Annotated in this window: 15 protein-coding genes; 3 read left to right on the plus strand and 12 right to left on the minus strand. The window is 63.9% G+C overall.

Annotation, left to right across the window (positions count from 1 at the left end; all coding sequences use genetic code 11):
• On the plus strand, window positions 1–2,539 hold a 2,539-nt coding region (locus ISO4_RS15920; protein ID WP_228548198.1), incomplete at its 5' end, for an Ig-like domain-containing protein.
• Window positions 2,540–2,829: 290 nt separating this feature from the next.
• On the opposite strand, the gene ISO4_RS15925 is transcribed toward ISO4_RS15920, so the two are convergent.
• The 6 genes from ISO4_RS15925 to metX all read right to left on the minus strand — a co-directional run bounded on the left by ISO4_RS15925 (window position 2,830) and on the right by metX (window position 10,841).
• The gene (locus tag ISO4_RS15925) at window positions 2,830–5,910 is read right to left on the minus strand and encodes an efflux RND transporter permease subunit (RefSeq protein ID WP_194856866.1); all 3,081 of its coding nucleotides are present in this window, start codon (window positions 5,908–5,910) and stop codon (window positions 2,830–2,832) included.
• 8 nt (window positions 5,911–5,918) lie between these two features.
• Window positions 5,919–7,109 carry an efflux RND transporter periplasmic adaptor subunit gene (locus tag ISO4_RS15930; protein WP_228548199.1) on the minus strand — a complete coding sequence of 397 codons (1,191 nt, stop codon included), beginning with the start codon at window positions 7,107–7,109 and terminating at the stop codon, window positions 5,919–5,921.
• Window positions 7,110–7,332: 223 nt separating this feature from the next.
• Window positions 7,333–8,472 (minus strand): radical SAM family heme chaperone HemW, encoded by a 1,140-nt coding sequence (gene hemW, locus ISO4_RS15935; RefSeq protein ID WP_194856867.1) that lies wholly within the window; start codon window positions 8,470–8,472, stop codon window positions 7,333–7,335.
• A gap of 4 nt (window positions 8,473–8,476) precedes the next feature.
• Window positions 8,477–9,076, minus strand: a complete 600-nt coding sequence (rdgB, locus tag ISO4_RS15940) for an RdgB/HAM1 family non-canonical purine NTP pyrophosphatase (protein ID WP_194856868.1) — start codon at window positions 9,074–9,076, stop codon at window positions 8,477–8,479.
• Window positions 9,077–9,106: 30 nt separating this feature from the next.
• Window positions 9,107–9,697 carry a methionine biosynthesis protein MetW gene (metW, locus tag ISO4_RS15945; protein ID WP_142947788.1) on the minus strand — a complete coding sequence of 197 codons (591 nt, stop codon included), beginning with the start codon at window positions 9,695–9,697 and terminating at the stop codon, window positions 9,107–9,109.
• The gene (gene metX, locus ISO4_RS15950; RefSeq protein ID WP_142947787.1) at window positions 9,690–10,841 is read right to left on the minus strand and encodes a homoserine O-succinyltransferase MetX; all 1,152 of its coding nucleotides are present in this window, start codon (window positions 10,839–10,841) and stop codon (window positions 9,690–9,692) included. The genes metW and metX overlap by 8 nt, the downstream gene beginning before the upstream one ends.
• A 174-nt stretch (window positions 10,842–11,015) precedes the next feature.
• Here metX and ISO4_RS15955 point away from each other — a divergent pair, with 174 nt between their 5' ends.
• Window positions 11,016–11,579 carry a type 1 glutamine amidotransferase domain-containing protein gene (locus ISO4_RS15955; protein WP_067606006.1) on the plus strand — a complete coding sequence of 188 codons (564 nt, stop codon included), beginning with the start codon at window positions 11,016–11,018 and terminating at the stop codon, window positions 11,577–11,579.
• A gap of 43 nt (window positions 11,580–11,622) precedes the next feature.
• Here ISO4_RS15955 and ISO4_RS15960 read toward each other — a convergent pair whose 3' ends face one another.
• The gene (locus ISO4_RS15960; protein WP_194856869.1) at window positions 11,623–12,138 is read right to left on the minus strand and encodes a hypothetical protein; all 516 of its coding nucleotides are present in this window, start codon (window positions 12,136–12,138) and stop codon (window positions 11,623–11,625) included.
• A 98-nt stretch (window positions 12,139–12,236) separates the two neighbouring features.
• On the opposite strand from ISO4_RS15960, the gene ISO4_RS15965 reads away from it, so the two are divergent.
• Complete coding sequence (locus ISO4_RS15965; protein ID WP_194856870.1) at window positions 12,237–13,541, plus strand: MFS transporter; 1,305 nt, start codon at window positions 12,237–12,239, stop codon at window positions 13,539–13,541.
• 24 nt (window positions 13,542–13,565) lie between these two features.
• Here the strand turns inward: ISO4_RS15965 and ISO4_RS15970 are convergent, their stop codons facing one another.
• The 5 genes from ISO4_RS15970 to ISO4_RS15990 all read right to left on the minus strand — a co-directional run bounded on the left by ISO4_RS15970 (window position 13,566) and on the right by ISO4_RS15990 (window position 16,499).
• Window positions 13,566–14,159, minus strand: coding sequence for an exopolysaccharide biosynthesis protein (locus ISO4_RS15970; protein WP_323745398.1), 594 nt, complete (start codon window positions 14,157–14,159; stop codon window positions 13,566–13,568).
• 103 nt (window positions 14,160–14,262) lie between these two features.
• Window positions 14,263–14,982: a tRNA (guanosine(46)-N7)-methyltransferase TrmB gene (gene trmB / locus ISO4_RS15975; RefSeq protein WP_194856871.1), complete on the minus strand. Its 720-nt coding sequence runs from the start codon at window positions 14,980–14,982 to the stop codon at window positions 14,263–14,265.
• An 89-nt stretch (window positions 14,983–15,071) separates the two neighbouring features.
• On the minus strand, window positions 15,072–15,851 hold the full coding sequence (locus ISO4_RS15980) for a thiazole synthase (RefSeq protein WP_142947782.1): 780 nt from the start codon (window positions 15,849–15,851) through the stop codon (window positions 15,072–15,074).
• Window positions 15,852–15,936: 85 nt separating this feature from the next.
• Window positions 15,937–16,134 carry a sulfur carrier protein ThiS gene (thiS, locus tag ISO4_RS15985; protein ID WP_194856872.1) on the minus strand — a complete coding sequence of 66 codons (198 nt, stop codon included), beginning with the start codon at window positions 16,132–16,134 and terminating at the stop codon, window positions 15,937–15,939.
• Window positions 16,131–16,499 carry a DUF423 domain-containing protein gene (locus ISO4_RS15990; protein WP_194856873.1) on the minus strand — a complete coding sequence of 123 codons (369 nt, stop codon included), beginning with the start codon at window positions 16,497–16,499 and terminating at the stop codon, window positions 16,131–16,133. The genes thiS and ISO4_RS15990 overlap by 4 nt, the downstream gene beginning before the upstream one ends.
• Window positions 16,500–16,609 lie beyond the last annotated feature (110 nt).

The raw sequence follows: 16,609 nt of genomic DNA on the forward strand, positions 1-16,609 counted from the left end.
GGTGACAACTACGTTGACGCATAGGGTTTTCGCGGCGCTTCTTGTGGCTGCATGTGGTGGTGGTAGCAGCGGTGGCGACGACCTTATTGAAAGAGAAAGATTGTCTCCGAACTCTTTGACGTTGAGTATCGCGCCATCGACCGTGTCTGACCAGTCTCCGTCCACGCTGACCGCGACACTCGTGGATCCCGACGGCGCTCCCGTAGCGGGCCAACTGATTCGCCTGGATGCCGGCAGTAAAGCCACGCTCTCGACGGACCGAATCACTACGGACGCCAATGGCGAAGCCACGGCTTTAGTGCTCGCCGCCTCCGCTGGAAGCGGCACTCTGCGGGCCTCCTTTTCGGACAGCGATGGCGCCGGCGGCGCATCCTTATCGTTCACCACCACGGTAACATCCGGTGGCAACGACGATGACGAAGATGACCCCAACGACGCCGGAATTAGCTTATCGCTCGGTTTGACCGACGCCGCTGGTGAGACGGTAGGCACCACGGAAACCCCGATCACCGCGAATAGGTCTGGACGAGCCAGAGCCACGGTCCTGGCGAACGGTAGTCCGGTATCGAACCGGGTGGTGACTTTTACTGCTTCTCTCGGTGTTCTTTCTCCGGCTTCAGGCACCGCGCTTACCGATGCTCAGGGGGTTGCGGAGATCACTCTCGAAGCAGGCGAGGAAGAAGGCGCCGGTATACTGACCGCTGAGGTCGAGACGGACGAGGGCGTCACCAGTCGCCAAATGGGGTTCCGTACGCTCGGTGGCGGCCAAGACGACTCTGGGGGCGAGCAGGGTGCCGATGTGAGAATCGGCTCCGGAACGGGTGGCGCGTTCCAGGATGGCGTTCTTGCCCTGGGTAGCGCACAGCTTGGCGTCGGATCCAGTATGTCTATCACCGCGGCGCTGGTGGAAGCGCCGGATAATGATCCCTGGTCGGGTTTCGCCACGGTTAACTTCTCATCGGGCTGCGCGAGTTCCGGGAAGGCCTCCTTTGACCCGGCGTCGACCACCGCCATTGGTGGGTCTGCAGTGGTGAGCTATCAGCCGGAGAATGGGTGTGAAAGCGACGTTCTCACGGCTTCCGTCACTATCGACGGTGAGATAAAGACGGCGATATCCGACTCTTTGACCATTATTCAATCGCCGGCTAACTCCATTGAATTCCTGGAAGCCAAGCCAAAAGTGATCGGTTTAAAAGGCGCGGGCCAAGCAGGGGCCCCGGAAACTTCAACGCTCACTTTCATGGTCAGGAACAGCAACGGTGAACCGGTCGCGGCAGGCCAGGTTGTGGACTTCACTGTGGTGGCAAATTCTGGCGGCTTTGACATCAGCTCCGATTTCTCCACGAGTACCAATTCGGAGGGTGTGGCCAGCGTTACTGTGGAAAGTGGGACGATACCGTTTGTGGGAAGCGTCCGTGCGCAATTGCGTGACAATCCGGACATAAGCGCGACCGGCTCGGTATCGATTCAGTCCGGCGTGGTTACTCAGGATCGTTTCTCCATTGCGGTAGAAACCCTTAATCCCCCTGCGGGCAATCACCTCGGTGAGCAAGTGGAGGTGACGGTTCGCGCCGCTGACCGCTTTGGGAATTGGGCTCCCGATGGGACCAGAATCAACTTCACCACCGAGCTTGGTGATATCGAGGGCAGTTGTGAGATTCAGGATGGTACCTGTTCCGTTACGTGGACCAGCACAGGCGAGCAACCGATTAACTATGACCCTGATCGAACCTCTCGTTCCTGCTTCTCCGAGGGTTCTAGTGCGCGCAGCCGGCAAGGTTTGACTGGCGGGGCAGCTTGTACCGAACACGACCGTTTCGGTCGTACCACTATTACAGCCTGGGCAGTTGGCGAAGAGTCTTTTGACGATTTAAACGGCAACAATATATTTGATCAGGGTGAGCAGTGGGTGGCCCTGCCCGAAGCTTTTCGTGACGATAACGAAACGGGGCTTTATGAAGGCACGGGCGCATACGCCGAAGACTTCATGGACTACAATTCCAACGGTGAGCACGATACCTCACAGGCCTTTTTCCGGGGGCTGGGCTGTGCTCCCGATGCGGATACAGCGGGCCACTGTGGGCAGTTGGCCAATGTGCGCGCCTCGAGCCGAATCGCACTTTCCACCGACACGATGAAAATATACGCTTATTCTTCCGAAAGCGGATTGGACGCTTTGAGGTGGGTTAGTACTGACGGGGGCGCCCCACAGGAATGGGGTGACGCGCAGTTAATAGGCGGGGCCGCTGTGGATACCGTCACACCAGAGCTGAGGACAATCTATATAGTCGTCATGGACAGAAACGGGAATGCTCCGATTGTCGGGACTACCATTGACTTTAATCCTGGCGCAGATTTCAAGACGTTTGGGGCCGATAGCTGCACGGTGCCCAATACCCTGGAACCCGTGATGTGCAGTTTTTCCTATGGCTTAGCCGATTCGGAAAATCCACCAGCGGTTTACGAACCGATCGTGATTACTGCTACATCCGGTGGCGACGGTTCTTCGCAGAGCAAAGTGATCTTAGTTGAACCCTGAGAAGGATGACGCCGGGTCGCTTTAAGGCCCGATACATCAATAATAAAAAGCCCGCCGTGGCATCCACGGCGGGCTTTTTTGTGGGTGGTGCTTTTGTGGGAACAGACCCTGGTAGGAGCGGGCCCCCGCCCGCGAAAAGGTGCTTTAGCCACCCGGCGGAATACCAGAGACCTTGTTGATGCCGCTTTTTGAGCTCTCTGGGATCCTGCCGGCCGGCTTTGCCGGCCTTTCGCGGGCGGGGCCCGCTCCCACAAGATTCGCTCCCAGAGGGCCCGCCCCGCAGTGCCGTTTTAGGTCGTGTACTCGGCTTCTTCGTGGCCTTCGTCGCGGCCCAGCAGCATGTACATCGCCGGCACCACGAACAGCGTGAACAGGGTGCCGATGGTCATGCCCGCGGCCACCACCAGGCCGATGGCGAAGCGCGCGCCGCCGCCGGGGCCGGCGGCGATCAGCAGCGGCACCATCGCCAGCACCAGGGCGGCGGTGGTCATCAGCACCGGGCGCAGACGCACCGCGGCGGCGTGTTCGATGGCGCGCCGCTTGCCCATGCCTTCCAGCTGCATCTTGTTGGCGAACTCCACGATCAGAATACCGTGTTTCGATATCACCCCGATCAGCGTCACCAGGCCCACCTGGGTGTAGATGTTCAGGGTGGTCAGGCCCAGGCTGACGAAGATCATCGCGCCGCACACTGACATGGGGACGGTGATCAGCATGATGATCGGGTCACGCCAGGATTCGAACTGGGCGGCCAGCACCAGATAGATCACGATCAGCGCGAAGAAGAAGGTGACGATCAGATCGCTGCCCTCCTTCATGAACTGACGGGACTGGCCCGAGTAATCCACGGAATAGCCGGAAGGCAGCACCTCGTCGGCGGCGTTTTCCAGCACACCCAGTGCTTCGCCCAGTGTCACCCCGGGGCGCTGTACGCCGGAGATGGTCACCGCGTTGAGCTGCTGAAAGCGCTTCAGCTGCTGGGGCTGCACGGTCTCTTCCAGGCTGATCACGGTGGCCAGCGGCACCAGGTCGCCCTGGCCGGTGCGCACGTAGTACTGCTTCAGCTGCTCCGGTGTCAGGCGGCTGCCCCGCTCCACCTGCGGGATCACCTTGTAGGACCGGTTCTCCAGGGAGAAGCGGTTGGCGTAGCCGCCGGCCAGCATGGCGCCCAGTTCCTGGGCGAGCTGCTGCATGGTGATGCCCAGGCTGGCCGCTTTCTCCCGGTCCACCAGGATGTTGTAGCGCGGCTTGTCGATCTTCAGGTCGGTGTCCATGAAGATGAACTTGTTGCTGGCGCGCGCCTTCTCGAGCACCTCGTTGGCGAACTCCTGCAGGTTTTCGGTGGGCTCGGTGGTACCGATCACGAATTCCACCGGCAGCGCGCCGCCGGCGGTGGGCAGCGAGGGCGGCACGAACGCCGCCACCTGCAGGCCGGCGATGCTGTTGATCTTCTCGGACAGCTCGTTCTTGGCCTCGGCGGTGCTCTGCTCGCGCTCGTTCCAGCTTTTCAGCACGAAACCGGCCAGCGCGGTGTTGGAGGCGGTGGTGGAGCCGCCGCCGCCGATACCGTTGAGCAGGAACACATTGTCCACCGACGGCATGGTGTCGGCGATGTCGTTGAACTCGCGGGTGAACGGCTCAAGGTAATCCAGCGTCACATAGGGGTCGGCGGTGGACGAGGTGAGCACGAAGCCCTGATCTTCCGCCGGCTCCAGCTCGCTGGGCGAGGTCACGAACAGGAAGTAGCAGGACACCAGAATCACCGCGCCGAACACATAGATCACCGGCAGCTCGTTGAGCGCGCCGTGCAGACGCCGCTCATAGCTTTTCTCCAGCTTCTCGAAACGTCGGTTCACCCAGCGCTCGAAGCGGTTGCCGGTGCGGTCCGGGTCATGCTCCTTGAGAATCTTGGCGCACATCATCGGCGACAGCGTCAGCGCCACCACGCCGGACAACAGTACGGCGCCGGCCAGCGAGAACGCGAACTCCACGAACAGGGTGCCGGTGAGGCCGCCCATGAAACCGATCGGCAGGTACACCGCCACCAGCGTGGTGGTCATCGCCACCACCGGCCAGGCCAGTTCCCGGGCGCCTTTGATGGCGGCGTCGTACGGCGACAGACCCTCTTCCACGTGTCGGTGGATGTTCTCCAGCACGATGATGGCGTCGTCCACCACGATGCCGATGGCCAATACCATCGCCAGCAGCGTCAGCAGGTTGATGGAGAAGCCCATCAGCAACATCAGGAACAACGCGCCGACCATCGACAGCGGCACCGCGATGGCGGGAATCAGCACCGAGCGCAGTGACCCCAGGAACAGGTAGATCACCGCGATCACGATCAGCACCGCCTCGATCAGGGTTTTCACCACCTCGTCGATGGAATCCTGAATGTACTCGGTGCCGTCATAGGGAATGTCCCCGGCCATGCCTTCCGGTAGTTGCGGGAACACTTCGTTTTCCAGGATGCCGCGTACTTCCTCGATCACATCCAGGGCGTTGGCGTCGGTGGCCACCTCGATGCCCATGAAGGTGGCCTGCTTGCCGTTGAAGGTCACCGACGACTGGTAAGACTCCGAGCCCAGCTCCACGTCCGCCACGTCTTCCAGGCGCACGATGGCGTTGTCTTCGGAGCGGATGATCAGCCGTTCGAACTCCTCGGTGGTGTTCAGGTCGGTGGCTGCTTTCAGGTCCAGCGCCACGTTGGAGCCCTTGGTACCGCCCACCGCGGCCAGCACGTTGTTCTGCTGCAGGGCGCCGTATACTTCCGAGGGGGTGATACCCAGCGCCGCCATCCGCTCCGGCTTCAGCCAGGCACGCATGGCGAAGGTGCGGTCACCGAGAATCCGCGCGCGCTGCACGCCGTTGACCGTGGCCAGCTTGGGCTGCACCTCGCGCACCAGATAGTCGGTGATCTGGTTGTTGTCGAGAATCTCCGAGGAAAACGACAGATACATGGAGGCGATGTTCTGGCCCACCGCCAGTTCGATGGTGGGGTCCTCCGCTTCCTCGGGCAGCTCGCTGCGCATCTTGTTGACCTTGGCCACGATCTGCGTGAGCGCCTCGTTGGGGTCCTCGCCCAGACGGATGTAGGCCTGGATCGACGAAGCGCTCTGCAGCGAGGTGGAGACCAGATAATCAATGCCGTCGGCGGACGCGATTTCCTGTTCCAGCGGCGTGGTGATAAAGCCCTGAATCAAATCCGCGTCGGCACCGGTGTAGACCGTGGTCACGGTGACTACGGCGTTTTCCAGTTCCGGATACTGACGCACGTTCAGTTCCGTGGCGGCGCGCAACCCGAGCAGAAAGATAAACAGGCTGACCACCGAGGCCAGCACCGGCTTGCTGATGAAGATGTCCGTGAATTTCATGGCGATCCTCAGCTGTTGCCGGGTGTCGGCGTCGCATCCGCGGAGGGCTGCACATCGTTCTCGATGGTCACGGCGGCGTCGTTACGCAGTTTCAGCAGCCCGCTGGTGGCGACCACTTCGCCGGGCTTGAGCCCGTCGATCACCGCCACCAGATCGCCGCGCCGGCGGCCCAGTTTCACGAACCGCTTCTTGACGATCTTGTCGGCGCCTTCGGCTTTTTTCTCGCTGTCGGCGTCGCTCTCTTCGTTCTCGCCGGTCTCGCCTTTTTGCGGCGCGTCCTTCACCACGAACACCGCGTTGCCGTAGGGGGCGTAGCTGATCGCGGTGCGCGGAATCACCACCACGTCCTCGGATTGCGGCAGCTGAATGTCGACACTGGCGAACATGCCGGGGCGCAGTTTGTTGTCTTCGTTCTCGAAGCGCGCCTGCACGGACACGTTACGGGTCGCTTCGCTGACACCGGGCTCGATGGCGGAGATTTCCCCTTCGAACTGCTGGTCGGTGTAGGCGTCCAGCGTTACGCGTACCTTCAGGCCCTTCTCGATGCGGCTCAGCTCCTGCTCGGGCAGGGCGAAGTCGACGAAAATCGGCTGCAGCTGGTTCAGACTCACCACCGGCGTGCCGGCCTGCAGGAACTGGCCCAGATCCACCTGGCGAATGCCGAGCACGCCGTCGAAGGGCGCACGCACGGTTTTATAGTTCAGCTGTTCGCGCTGGGCCTGCGCCTGCGCCACCGCCTGGTCGCGCTGGGCGCGGCGGTTGTCCAGTTCGGAGCGGGAAATCGAGCCTTGCTTGAACAGCCGCTGGTAGCGGTCGTACTCCTGGCGGGCCAGGCCGGCGGTGGCTTCCAGCGCATTGAGCTGGGCGCGGTCGGCGGCGGCTTCCAGGCGGATCAGCACGTCGCCCTTCTTCACCGAGTCACCGGATTCGAACTCGATCGCTTCCACTTCGCCGGGCACCTGCGCGGTCACGTTGACGCCGTTCACGGCGTTGACGGTGCCCACGGCTTCCAGAATCGACGCCCAGTTGTCCTGGCGGGCTTCGTAGGTGGAAACGGCGGCGGCGGGCTGCGGCATGTTGTCGAAGAAGTCGTTCATCATCTTGCCCATGAACGCCTTGAAGCCAAAAATAAGGCCGAAGACGACAGCCAGGATGATCAGCATGATCACCATGCGCTTGCTGAAGATGCGCTTACTCATTGACCTAAACCCCTGATGTGCGGCTGTATTTTAGTTGTTTGCCCGTAGGCGGAGGGGGGATTCATCCGGCGGCCCCGTCGTCAGGCAATGGTCCTTGTTGCGCACGTCTCTGCAGAAACGCGCTGTTTGCATCCTTGTCGATGATCGACGGACTGAATCGACCCCGAAGTGTGAACAGAAATTAAACAGGCATCAAGCGCCGGATCATGACAGTCCGGCTGCGTCATCCGACTTGCGTGGCGAGACGCTCGAGAACCGTATTCAAATGACGAAAGCCCAGCTCTGTGCAGGCGGCCCGCTGTTCGTCCGCCACCAGCAGCTCCTGCGCGCGGCTGGACGCCAGCGCCGCGTTGATGGTCTCGGCCTCAAGACCGGTGCGTTGCGACAACATCGTAATCGGTACGCCTTCCACCAGACGCAGCCCGTTCAGCAAGGCTTCCAGCAGCGGTTCATCAATCACGGTGAGGGCGCGCCGCGCGTTCAACGGGTCGGCCAGATAATGCTCGGGCATGCGTGTTTTCTGAAAACGCAGTAATTCCCGGTCGGTGGTGACCTTGCCGTGGGCGCCGGCGCCGATCGCCAGATAATCGCCGAACCGCCAGTAATTCAGGTTGTGTCGGCAGCGTCGCCCGGGCCGCGCGAACGCCGACACTTCGTAGCGTTCGAAGCCCTGCGCGGCGAGCAAGCCCAGCCCCTGCTCTTCCAGGTCGGCGCGGCTGTCACCGTCGGGTTGCTCCGGCGGCGCGCGGAAGAAGGCGGTATTCGGTTCGATGGTCAGCTCGTACCAGCTCAGGTGCGTGGGCTCCAGCGCTATCGCCTGGCGCAGGTCATCCAGCGCCTGCGCCGGCGTTTGCCCCGGCAGGGCGTGCATCAGGTCCAGATTGAAATTGTCGAAGCCGGCGTCGCGGGCGTCGGCGGCGGCGCGCAGGGCTTCTTCGGGCCCGTGGATGCGGCCCAGCGCCTGCAGATGCCGCGCATTGAAACTCTGCACCCCGATCGACAGCCGGTTGATGCCCGCCGCCCGGAAGCCTGCGAAGCGGCCGGTTTCCAGGGTGCCGGGGTTGGCTTCCAGAGTGATTTCGATGCCGTCGCTGAAGCTCAGCCGTTGCCGCAGCCCCTCGAACAGGGCGGCGTAGAAGTCCGCGCTCATCAGGCTGGGCGTGCCGCCGCCGATGAAGATCGCCTCCAGGGGGCGGCCGCGCACCCAGTGCAGGTCCTGGTCCAGGTCGGCGAGCAGGGCGTCCAGGTAGGCGCGCTCCGGCAGCTCCGACTGGCGCTCATGGGAGTTGAAGTCGCAGTAGGGGCATTTGCGCACGCACCAGGGCACGTGCACGTAGAGCGTCAGTGGCGGGGCGGTGAGCATGGAATTACTCAGAGCGTTCTCGCAGGGCGTCCATCAAGGCCTTCAACGCACGGCCGCGGTGGCTGATGCGGTTTTTCTCCGCCGGCTCCATTTCCGCCGCGGTCACGCCCAGCTCCGGAATCAGAAAATGCGGGTCATAGCCGAAGCCGCCGTTGCCGCGCGGGGCGAGCAGAATCTCGCCTTCCCAGGTGCCCTGGCAGATCAGCGGCGTGGGGTCGTCCGGGTGGCGCATCAATACCAGCACCGCCTGATAGCGGGCGGTGCGGGGCGCGTCCGGCAGATCGCCGAGCATATCGATCAGCAGCGCGTTGTTCTTGGCGTCGCTGGCGTCGGCGCCGGAGAAACGCGCCGAATAGATGCCCGGCGCGCCGTTCAGCGCGTCCACTTCCAGGCCGGAATCGTCGGCGATCGCCGGCAGGCCGGTGTGCGCCGCCGCGTTGCGCGCCTTGAGAATGGCGTTTTCAACGAACGTCAGGCCGGTTTCTTCCGCTTCCGGCACCTGGAAGTCGCTTTGCGGCACCACCTTCAGCGCCAGCGGTTCCAGAATGGCGCGCATCTCATCCAGCTTTTTCTGGTTGCCGGAGGCGAGTACGAGAGTATCCATGGTCGAGATCCTGGTGATCCGAGAGAGTGATTAGAGCGTCACCCGGTAAATGGCGATTTCCCCGAACAGGTTGGGCCAAGCCCGGGTCAGCCGGCCGCTGCGGTGATGGCGATTGACCACCTGCCGCTCGATGATGCGGATGTTCCGCTCACGGCAATGGGCTTCGAAATCCTTCACCGTGCACAGGTGAATGTTGGGCGTGTCGTACCACTCGTAGGGCAGCGCCGAGGACACCGGCATGCGGCCCTTGAAGCCCAGATAGGAGCGCACCCGCCAGTGCCCGAAGTTGGGGAAGGTGATGATCGCTTCGCGGCCCACCCGCAACATCTCGTCGAGAATGCTGTCCGGGCGCAGTACCGCCTGCAGCGCCTGGGTCATCACCACATAGTCGAAGCGGTCGCTCTGGAAGTTGCCCAGGCCCTTGTCCAGGTCCTGTTCAATCACATTGACGCCCTTGGCGAAGCAGGCGGCGATGTTGTCCTGGTCGATCTCCAGGCCGTAGCCGTTCACCTGCCTGTCGTCCTGCAAATGGGCGAGCAGATCGCCGTCGCCGCAGCCCAGGTCGAGCACCCGCGCGCCCTTGGGAATCCAGCGGCTGATCAAGGCCAGATCATCACGCATTGGAAGTGGCCTCCGCGACACGGCCCATATAGGCGCCGAACAGTTTGCGGTACTCCGGAATCGGCAGCAGGAAGGCGTCGTGGCCCTTGGGCGTGTCGATCTCCGCGTAGCTCACATTGCGGCCCACCTGCACCAGGGCGTTGACGATTTCCCGGCTGCGTTCCGGCGAGAAGCGCCAGTCGGAGTTGAACGACATCACCAGGAAGTTGCAACGGGTGTCGGCGAGGGCGTCCTCCAGGGTGCCGTCGCACTCCCGCGCCGGGTCGAAGTAATCCAGCGCCTTGGTCATCAGCAGGTAGGTGTTGGCGTCGAAATTGCGCGAAAAGGTCTCGCCCTGGTGGCGCAGGTAGGACTCCACCTGGAATTCCACGTCGAAGCCGAAATGAAACCGCCCGGAGCGCAGGTCACGGCCGAACTTCATGCGCATGGCGTCGTCGCTGAGATAGGTGATATGCCCGACCATGCGCGCCAGGATCAGCCCCTGGCGCGGGTAGGTGTCGTGCAGATAGTAACGTCCGCCGTGGAAATTCGGGTCGGTGAGGATCGATTGCCGGGCCACCTCGTTGAACGCGATATTCTGCGCCGACAGCTTAGGCGCCGCCGCGATCACCACCGCGTTGGCCAGCCGGTCGGGGAAATCCATCGACCACTGCAGGGCCTGCATGCCGCCCAGGCTGCCGCCCACCACCGCCGCCCAGCGCTGGATGCCCAGGGCGTCCGCCAGCTGGGCCTGGCTTTTCACCCAGTCCTTGACCGTCATCATCGGGAAGTCCGGCCCCCAAAGCTGGCCGGTTTCCGGGTTCTGGGAGCCGGGCCCGCTGGAGCCGTGGCAGCCGCCCAGGTTGTTGGGGCAGACCACGAAGAAGCGGTTGGTATCGATCGGCTTGCCCGGCCCGATGCAGCTGTCCCACCAGCCCGGACGCGGGTCATCGGCGCTGTGATAGCCGGCGGCGTGGTGGTGGCCGGACAGCGCATGGCAGATCAGCACCGCGTTGGAGGCGTCCGCGTTGAGGGTGCCGTAGGTCTCGTAGACCAGATCGTAAGACGGCAGCACCCGTCCGCACTCCAGCTCCAGGGGCTGGTCCACGTGCAGGGTTTGCGGTTGTACCAGGCCTACGGAGTCCTGGGGAATCGTTTCGGGCATTTCGGGCAACCATCCAAAGGTGGGGCAAAGTCTATCGACCGCCCCCTGGCCGTGCAACGCGAGCGAGCGGCCAGCTTTTGCAGTTTTTTATCGGCGCCGGGCAGGCGCGCCGGCGCGCACGCTTTAGCATGGGGCCGGCTCGTTTCAAACCGAGAGCGGTCAAAGGAGAGCATCATGAGCAAGCAACTGGACGGCAAACGGGTGGCGATCCTCGCCACCGACGGCTTCGAGGAATCCGAACTGGCGGTTCCGCAATCCACCCTGCGCAGCTACGGCGTCGAGGTGCACGTGATAGCGCCCAGCAAGGACGGCATTCGCGCCTGGGCGGAAACGGACTGGGGCGACACCTATGAGGTGGACAAGGCCCTGGACCAGGCCCAGCCCGAGGACTACCACGCCCTGGTACTGCCCGGGGGCCTGTTCAACCCGGATGAGCTGCGCCTCAATGAACAGGCGCTGGACTTCGTGCGCGCCTTCTTCAAGGCCGGCAAACCGGTGGCGGCGATCTGCCATGCGCCCTGGATTCTGATCAACGCCGGCGTGGTGGAGGGTCGCACCCTGACGTCCGTGCCCTCGGTGGCCCAGGACCTGCGCAACGCCGGTGCCACCTGGGAAGACCAGGAAGCGGTGGTCGACAACGGTCTGGTCACCAGCCGCACGCCCAAGGACCTGGACGCCTTCTGCAAACGCTTGATGGAAGAACTGGCGGAAGGCCGCCACCAGAAGCAGCACGCCTGAGGCGTGGCGGGCCGCCCCCGGGCGGCTCCGTTCCTTCCCTGGCCTACAGCAGCGGGCTGAACGCGCTTTCGTCGCCCTGGCGTTCCGCGTCCAAGCTGTGGTCCAGCAGGCGGTGCACTTTTTTGCGCTGCTCCTCCCGGTCCACATCGACGATAATCAGATAATGCCCCTTTCGAATGTCGTCCAGATACGGCTTGAGATGGTAATTGGCGTGGGAGATCCCACGGATACCTCCGGCCCAGGCCCCGTGTGAACCGAAGAACAACACGCTCACCATCACGCCCCAGAAGCCGATTTCCAGCCCCCAGGGATCGATACCGCTCAGTGCCCAGCCCACCAGCAGGCCGATCACCGCGCCCACCACGGCCCCGTAGAAGCCGGTGGTCATGATGTTGGTGTCTTCCCATGGCGTGGTCGCATGGATACCCTCGCGGCTCAGTTCGCCGTTGTCGCGGGCCATGACGTGCACCCGATTAGTGCCGATTTCCGACTGTTCGATGTTTTTCAGGGCTGTTTTCACCTGATCCATGCTGTTTACGAGGTAATACACTCTAAACATGGTGATGCGCTCCTTATCGCCGGATCACTTATCCTTTGGAAAACACATGGTGCCCGGGGGAGCGTAAACAAGGGGTAGAGAAAGAGGGAAGGGAGACGATGAGTCGTCGTGAACCACTGGACCGGCTGTACGCGCTGGTCGCCAATGAAGAAGACGCGCGCACCTGCCGCGACATCAGCGAAGAAGCCTGCCGGGAAGTGCCCGGTAATTTCTTCAAGATCATTCTCGCCAATGTGCTGACCAAGATCGGCGACCTGCTGATCAACCCCAAGACCGTGCTCGCCTGGCTGATCGGCGCGGTGGGGGCGCCCGGGGCGCTGGCCGGCCTGCTGGTGCCGATCCGCGAATCCGGCTCGCTGATCCCGCAGCTGGCGATCGGGGCCTGGATGCGCCGCCACCCGGTGCGCAAGGGCTTCTGGGTGTTCGGCTCGGTGCTGCAGGGGGCCTGTGTGCTGGCCATGGCGGCGGCGGTCTGGTGGCTGCAGGGCCTGGTCGCCGGGCTCGCCATCGTCGGCCTGCTGGTGGTGTTCAGCCTGGGGCGCGGCTTTTGCTCGGTGGCGATGAAGGACGTGCAGGGCAAGTGCATCCCCAAGGCCCGCCGGGGCCGCCTCACCGGGCTGGCGTCCACCCTGTCCGGCGCGGCGACGCTGGCGGTGGGGGTGTCCCTGTTCGGCGGTGACAGCGAGCCGGGCATGCTGTTCTACACGGTGCTGCTGCTCGCCGCCGGCCTCGCCTGGTGGCTGGCGGCCACGGTGTTCGCCAAGGTGGACGAGTTCCAAGGCGAGACCGCCGGCGGCGGCCACGCCCTGCGCCAGGCGTTCGAGAGCCTGGGTCTGCTGGTCAGTGACGCACCCTTCCGCGACTTCGTGATCGCCCGGGCGTTGCTGATGGCGTCCGCCCTGGGGTCGCCGTTTCTGGTGGTGCTGGCCCAGAACCGGGCCGACGGCGCCACCCTGCTGGGCGGCTTCCTGGTGGCGTCCAGCCTGGCCAGCACGGTCAGCGCCAGCGTCTGGGGCTATATGGCGGACGCCTCCAGCCGCCAGGTGATGATCCGCGGCGGCGCCCTGGCGGCGCTGGTGTGTCTGGGCGTGGCGGCGGTGGCCCTGGCCGACCCCGCCTGGAACGGGCTCACCTGGTTCTATCCGGTGGCGTTCTTCGTGCTCAGCATCGCCCATTCCGGCGTCCGCATCGGCCGCAAGACCTATCTGGTGGACATGGCCGGCGGCACCAAGCGCACCGACTACACCGCCGTCAGCAACACCGTGATAGGCGTGCTGCTACTGGTGCTGGGCGGTGTCAGCGCGGCGGTGTCCCTGCTGGGGGCGCAGTGGGCGCTGTTGCTGTTGGGCGCCATGGGCGTTCTGGGGACGTTTTGGTCCTGGAAGCTTAAGGAAGTGGAGTAGTCGCGGGCGGCGGTTTCACGGCGCTCAGAACAGCGGCCAGAAGTACACCGCCGCCGCGCCCGCGGCCACCACGCCGGCCAGGCTGAACAGCGCCAGAGCGCCGTCATGGGCGGCCAGCGCCAGGGCATAGAAGGCGATGATCAGCGCCGGCACCGCCGCCGCGAAGGGCACCAGTTCCAGCGGTATCATCGCCGCCGCCAACACCAGGCACAGCGCCGCGCCCAGGCGGTTGAACGGCCACACCGTGAGGGCCCGCAGCCGGGGCTTGAGCAGCCGGTCGATGCGCTCCGTCCAGGGCCGCACCTTCTCCACCGCCGCGCGGAACCTGGCCCGCTCGAACGACATCTGGCGCAGCCGCCCGGGCACCCAGGGCGCGCGTTTGCCGAACACCAGCTGGCCGGCCACCAGCATGATCAGCAGCGCGCTCAGCGTGGGCACCCCGGGGATGGCGCCGGTGGGCAGCAGCACCATCAGCGTCGGCGCCAGCAGCAAGGGCCCGAAGCCCCGCCCCTGCATGGTCTCCACCACCGATACCAGCGACAGCTCGCTGCCGTCCGGCTCGTCCGCCAGCTTAACGAGAATGTCTGTCAGCCCCAGGGCCGGTTCGTTCGCGGGCACGGGTTCTCCTGATCCTTGTGGAAACGGGTGACGTTCCAAGTCCCGCTTAGCCTGTCGCAAAACGGCCGGGCCCGGCTATCAAACCGGCGTGAAGATTTACCTTTTATAACGATTTTTCGAACAGTAAGTCCCAGACGCCGTGGCCCAGACCGGCGCCACGGCGTTCGAATTTAGTCTCCGGGCGCCAGCCCGGGCGCTCCGCGAAACCGCCCTCGCCCGCCGTATTCACGAAGCCGGCTGAGTCGTTCATCACCGCCATCATGTGCTCGGCGTAATCCTGCCAGTCCGTCGCCATATGCAGCACGCCACCGGGGCGCAGCTTGGTGTTCACCAGCGCCACCCAGTCCGGCTGCACGATGCGCCGTTTGTGGTGCTTTTTCTTGTGCCAGGGGTCGGGGAAATAGAGCTGCAACCGGTCCAGGGAGCCGTCAGGGATGCACAGCTTGAGGATGTCCACGGCGTCGTCGCAGTAGGTGCGCAGGTTGCTCAGGCCGCGCTCCTGGATTTCCAGCAGCAGGGCGCCGACACCGGGCCGGTGCACCTCGATGCCGATAAAGTCCTTGTCCGGTTCCGCTTCCGCCATCCCGGCCAAGGACTGGCCCATGCCGTAGCCGATTTCCAGCACCCGGGGCGCGTCGCGGCCGAACTCCGCCCGCGCATCCAGCACGCCCTGGGCCCGTTCCAGGCCATAGCGGGGCCACAGTGTGTCCAGCGCCTTGCGCTGGCCATGGGTGAGCCGGCCTTCGCGCAGCACGAAGCTGCGTACCCGGCGCATCACCTTGCCGGTTTCCGGGTCTTTGTCCTGGTGTAGAAAATCGAGCATGGCTATTAGGGTCCGAAACAACGTCTCTGGTATCCCGCCGGGTGGCTGACGCCACCCTTTCGCGGGCAGGCCCGCTCCCACGGAGCGCGCTAAATGAGCCCTTCGCCGGGCGACGAGGGGTTGGCGTACACCCGCTTGGGCATGCGTCCGGCCAGGAAGCCTTCGCGGCCCGCTTCAATGGCTTTTTTCATGGCGCCGGCCATCAGCACCGGCTTGTTGGCGTGGGCCACGGCGGAATTCAGCAGCACGCCGTCGCAGCCCAGCTCCATGGCCAGGGTGGCGTCGCTGGGCGTGCCCACGCCGGCGTCGACGATGATCGGCACCTTGGCCTGTTCCATGATCAGCAGCAGGCTGTGCGGGTTGAGAATGCCCAGCCCGGAGCCGATCAGCGAGCCCAGCGGCATCACCGCCACGCAGCCCATGTCTTCCAGCTCCTTGGCGACGATCGGGTCATCGTTGGTGTAGACCATCACCTGGAAGCCGTCGTCCACCAGCTCCCGGGCCGCCTTCACGGTACCGGCGATGTTCGGGTAGAGGGTCTTCTGGTCGCCCAGCACCTCCAGCTTCACCAGGCTGTGGCCGTCGAGCAGCTCGCGGGCCAGCTTGCAGGTGCGCACCGCGTCCTCGGCGTTAAAGCAGCCGGCGGTGTTGGGCAGAATGGTGTAGCGCTCCGGGCTGACGAAATCCAGCAGGTTGGGTTCGTCCGGATTCTGGCCCAGATTGGTCCGCCGCAGGGCCACGGTGACGATCTCCGCGCCGCTGGCCTCGATGGCGTCACGGGTTTCCTCGAAATCCTTGTACTTGCCGGTGCCGATCAGCAGCCGGGAGGCGTAGGTCTTGCCGGCGATGGTGAGTAGATCTTCGCTCATGGTCGATTCCGTGTTGGGAGGTTCTGCATTCTGATGAGCCGTGTCCGGTCGTAAATCGCGCTGCGAAGCTTGCTTCGGTCGCGATTTACCCCCCTCCGATCGCATGGACGACTTCAACGGTGTCGCCCTCTCGCAGGGTATGGGTGTCGTGTTCGCTCTTCGGCACGATCTCCCGGTTCACCTCCACGGCGAGCCGCCGGCCGGTGAGGTTCAGCTCCGCCACCAGATCGGTCACCGTGGTGCCGTTGAAGGTGTGGGGGGCGCCGTTAACGGTCAGATTCATAGCGCTTTCACCAGGGACCAGGTCAGCCACAGCCAGCCGATGATCAGTGCCAGGCCGCCCAGCGGGGTCACCGCGCCGAGCCATTTCTGGCCGCTCAGCACCAGCACGTAAAGACTGCCGCTGAACACCAGCATGCCGGCGAACAGAATCCAGCCGGCGGCGACCAGCCCGGACGCGCCGAACTGCTTGGCCAGCAGCCCGGTGAGCAGCAACGCCAGCGCATGGTAGAAGTGGTACTGGCTGGCGGTGCCCCAGATTTCCAGCATCGGGCCGTCCACCCGGGCCTTCAGCCCGTGGGCGCCGAACGCGCCGAGCAGCACGGCCAGGGCGCCGTTGAGCGCGCCCAGAATCAGCAGCAGTTTCATAATCGGCAGTGTGTAATGAGTGTGGGCGGCAGTATAAAAGATGTGGAGCCAAAAGGGGGCGTCCACAACCCCGCCGCGCCCATAAAAAAGGTTCATCGCGCTTTAGCGGG

This window comes from Alloalcanivorax venustensis ISO4 (assembly GCF_015356855.1).
GTDB classification, from domain to species: domain Bacteria; phylum Pseudomonadota; class Gammaproteobacteria; order Pseudomonadales; family Alcanivoracaceae; genus Alloalcanivorax; species Alloalcanivorax venustensis.

Excerpts from the sequence above, each read along its gene's own strand:
- metX (WP_142947787.1), bottom strand. The coding sequence starts at position 10,841 with ATGCCCGAAACGATTCCCCAGGACTCCGTAGGCCTGGTACAACCGCAA.
- metW (WP_142947788.1), bottom strand. The coding sequence starts at position 9,697 with ATGCGTGATGATCTGGCCTTGATCAGCCGCTGGATTCCCAAGGGCGCG.
- ISO4_RS15930 (WP_228548199.1), bottom strand. The coding sequence starts at position 7,109 with ATGAGTAAGCGCATCTTCAGCAAGCGCATGGTGATCATGCTGATCATC.
- hemW (WP_194856867.1), bottom strand. The coding sequence starts at position 8,472 with ATGCTCACCGCCCCGCCACTGACGCTCTACGTGCACGTGCCCTGGTGC.
- trmB (WP_194856871.1), bottom strand. The coding sequence starts at position 14,982 with ATGCTCGATTTTCTACACCAGGACAAAGACCCGGAAACCGGCAAGGTG.
- ISO4_RS15965 (WP_194856870.1), top strand. The coding sequence starts at position 12,237 with ATGAGTCGTCGTGAACCACTGGACCGGCTGTACGCGCTGGTCGCCAAT.
- ISO4_RS15925 (WP_194856866.1), bottom strand. The coding sequence starts at position 5,910 with ATGAAATTCACGGACATCTTCATCAGCAAGCCGGTGCTGGCCTCGGTG.
- thiS (WP_194856872.1), bottom strand. The coding sequence starts at position 16,134 with ATGAATCTGACCGTTAACGGCGCCCCCCACACCTTCAACGGCACCACG.
- ISO4_RS15990 (WP_194856873.1), bottom strand. The coding sequence starts at position 16,499 with ATGAAACTGCTGCTGATTCTGGGCGCGCTCAACGGCGCCCTGGCCGTG.
- ISO4_RS15960 (WP_194856869.1), bottom strand. The coding sequence starts at position 12,138 with ATGTTTAGAGTGTATTACCTCGTAAACAGCATGGATCAGGTGAAAACA.
- rdgB (WP_194856868.1), bottom strand. The coding sequence starts at position 9,076 with ATGGATACTCTCGTACTCGCCTCCGGCAACCAGAAAAAGCTGGATGAG.
- ISO4_RS15955 (WP_067606006.1), top strand. The coding sequence starts at position 11,016 with ATGAGCAAGCAACTGGACGGCAAACGGGTGGCGATCCTCGCCACCGAC.
- ISO4_RS15980 (WP_142947782.1), bottom strand. The coding sequence starts at position 15,851 with ATGAGCGAAGATCTACTCACCATCGCCGGCAAGACCTACGCCTCCCGG.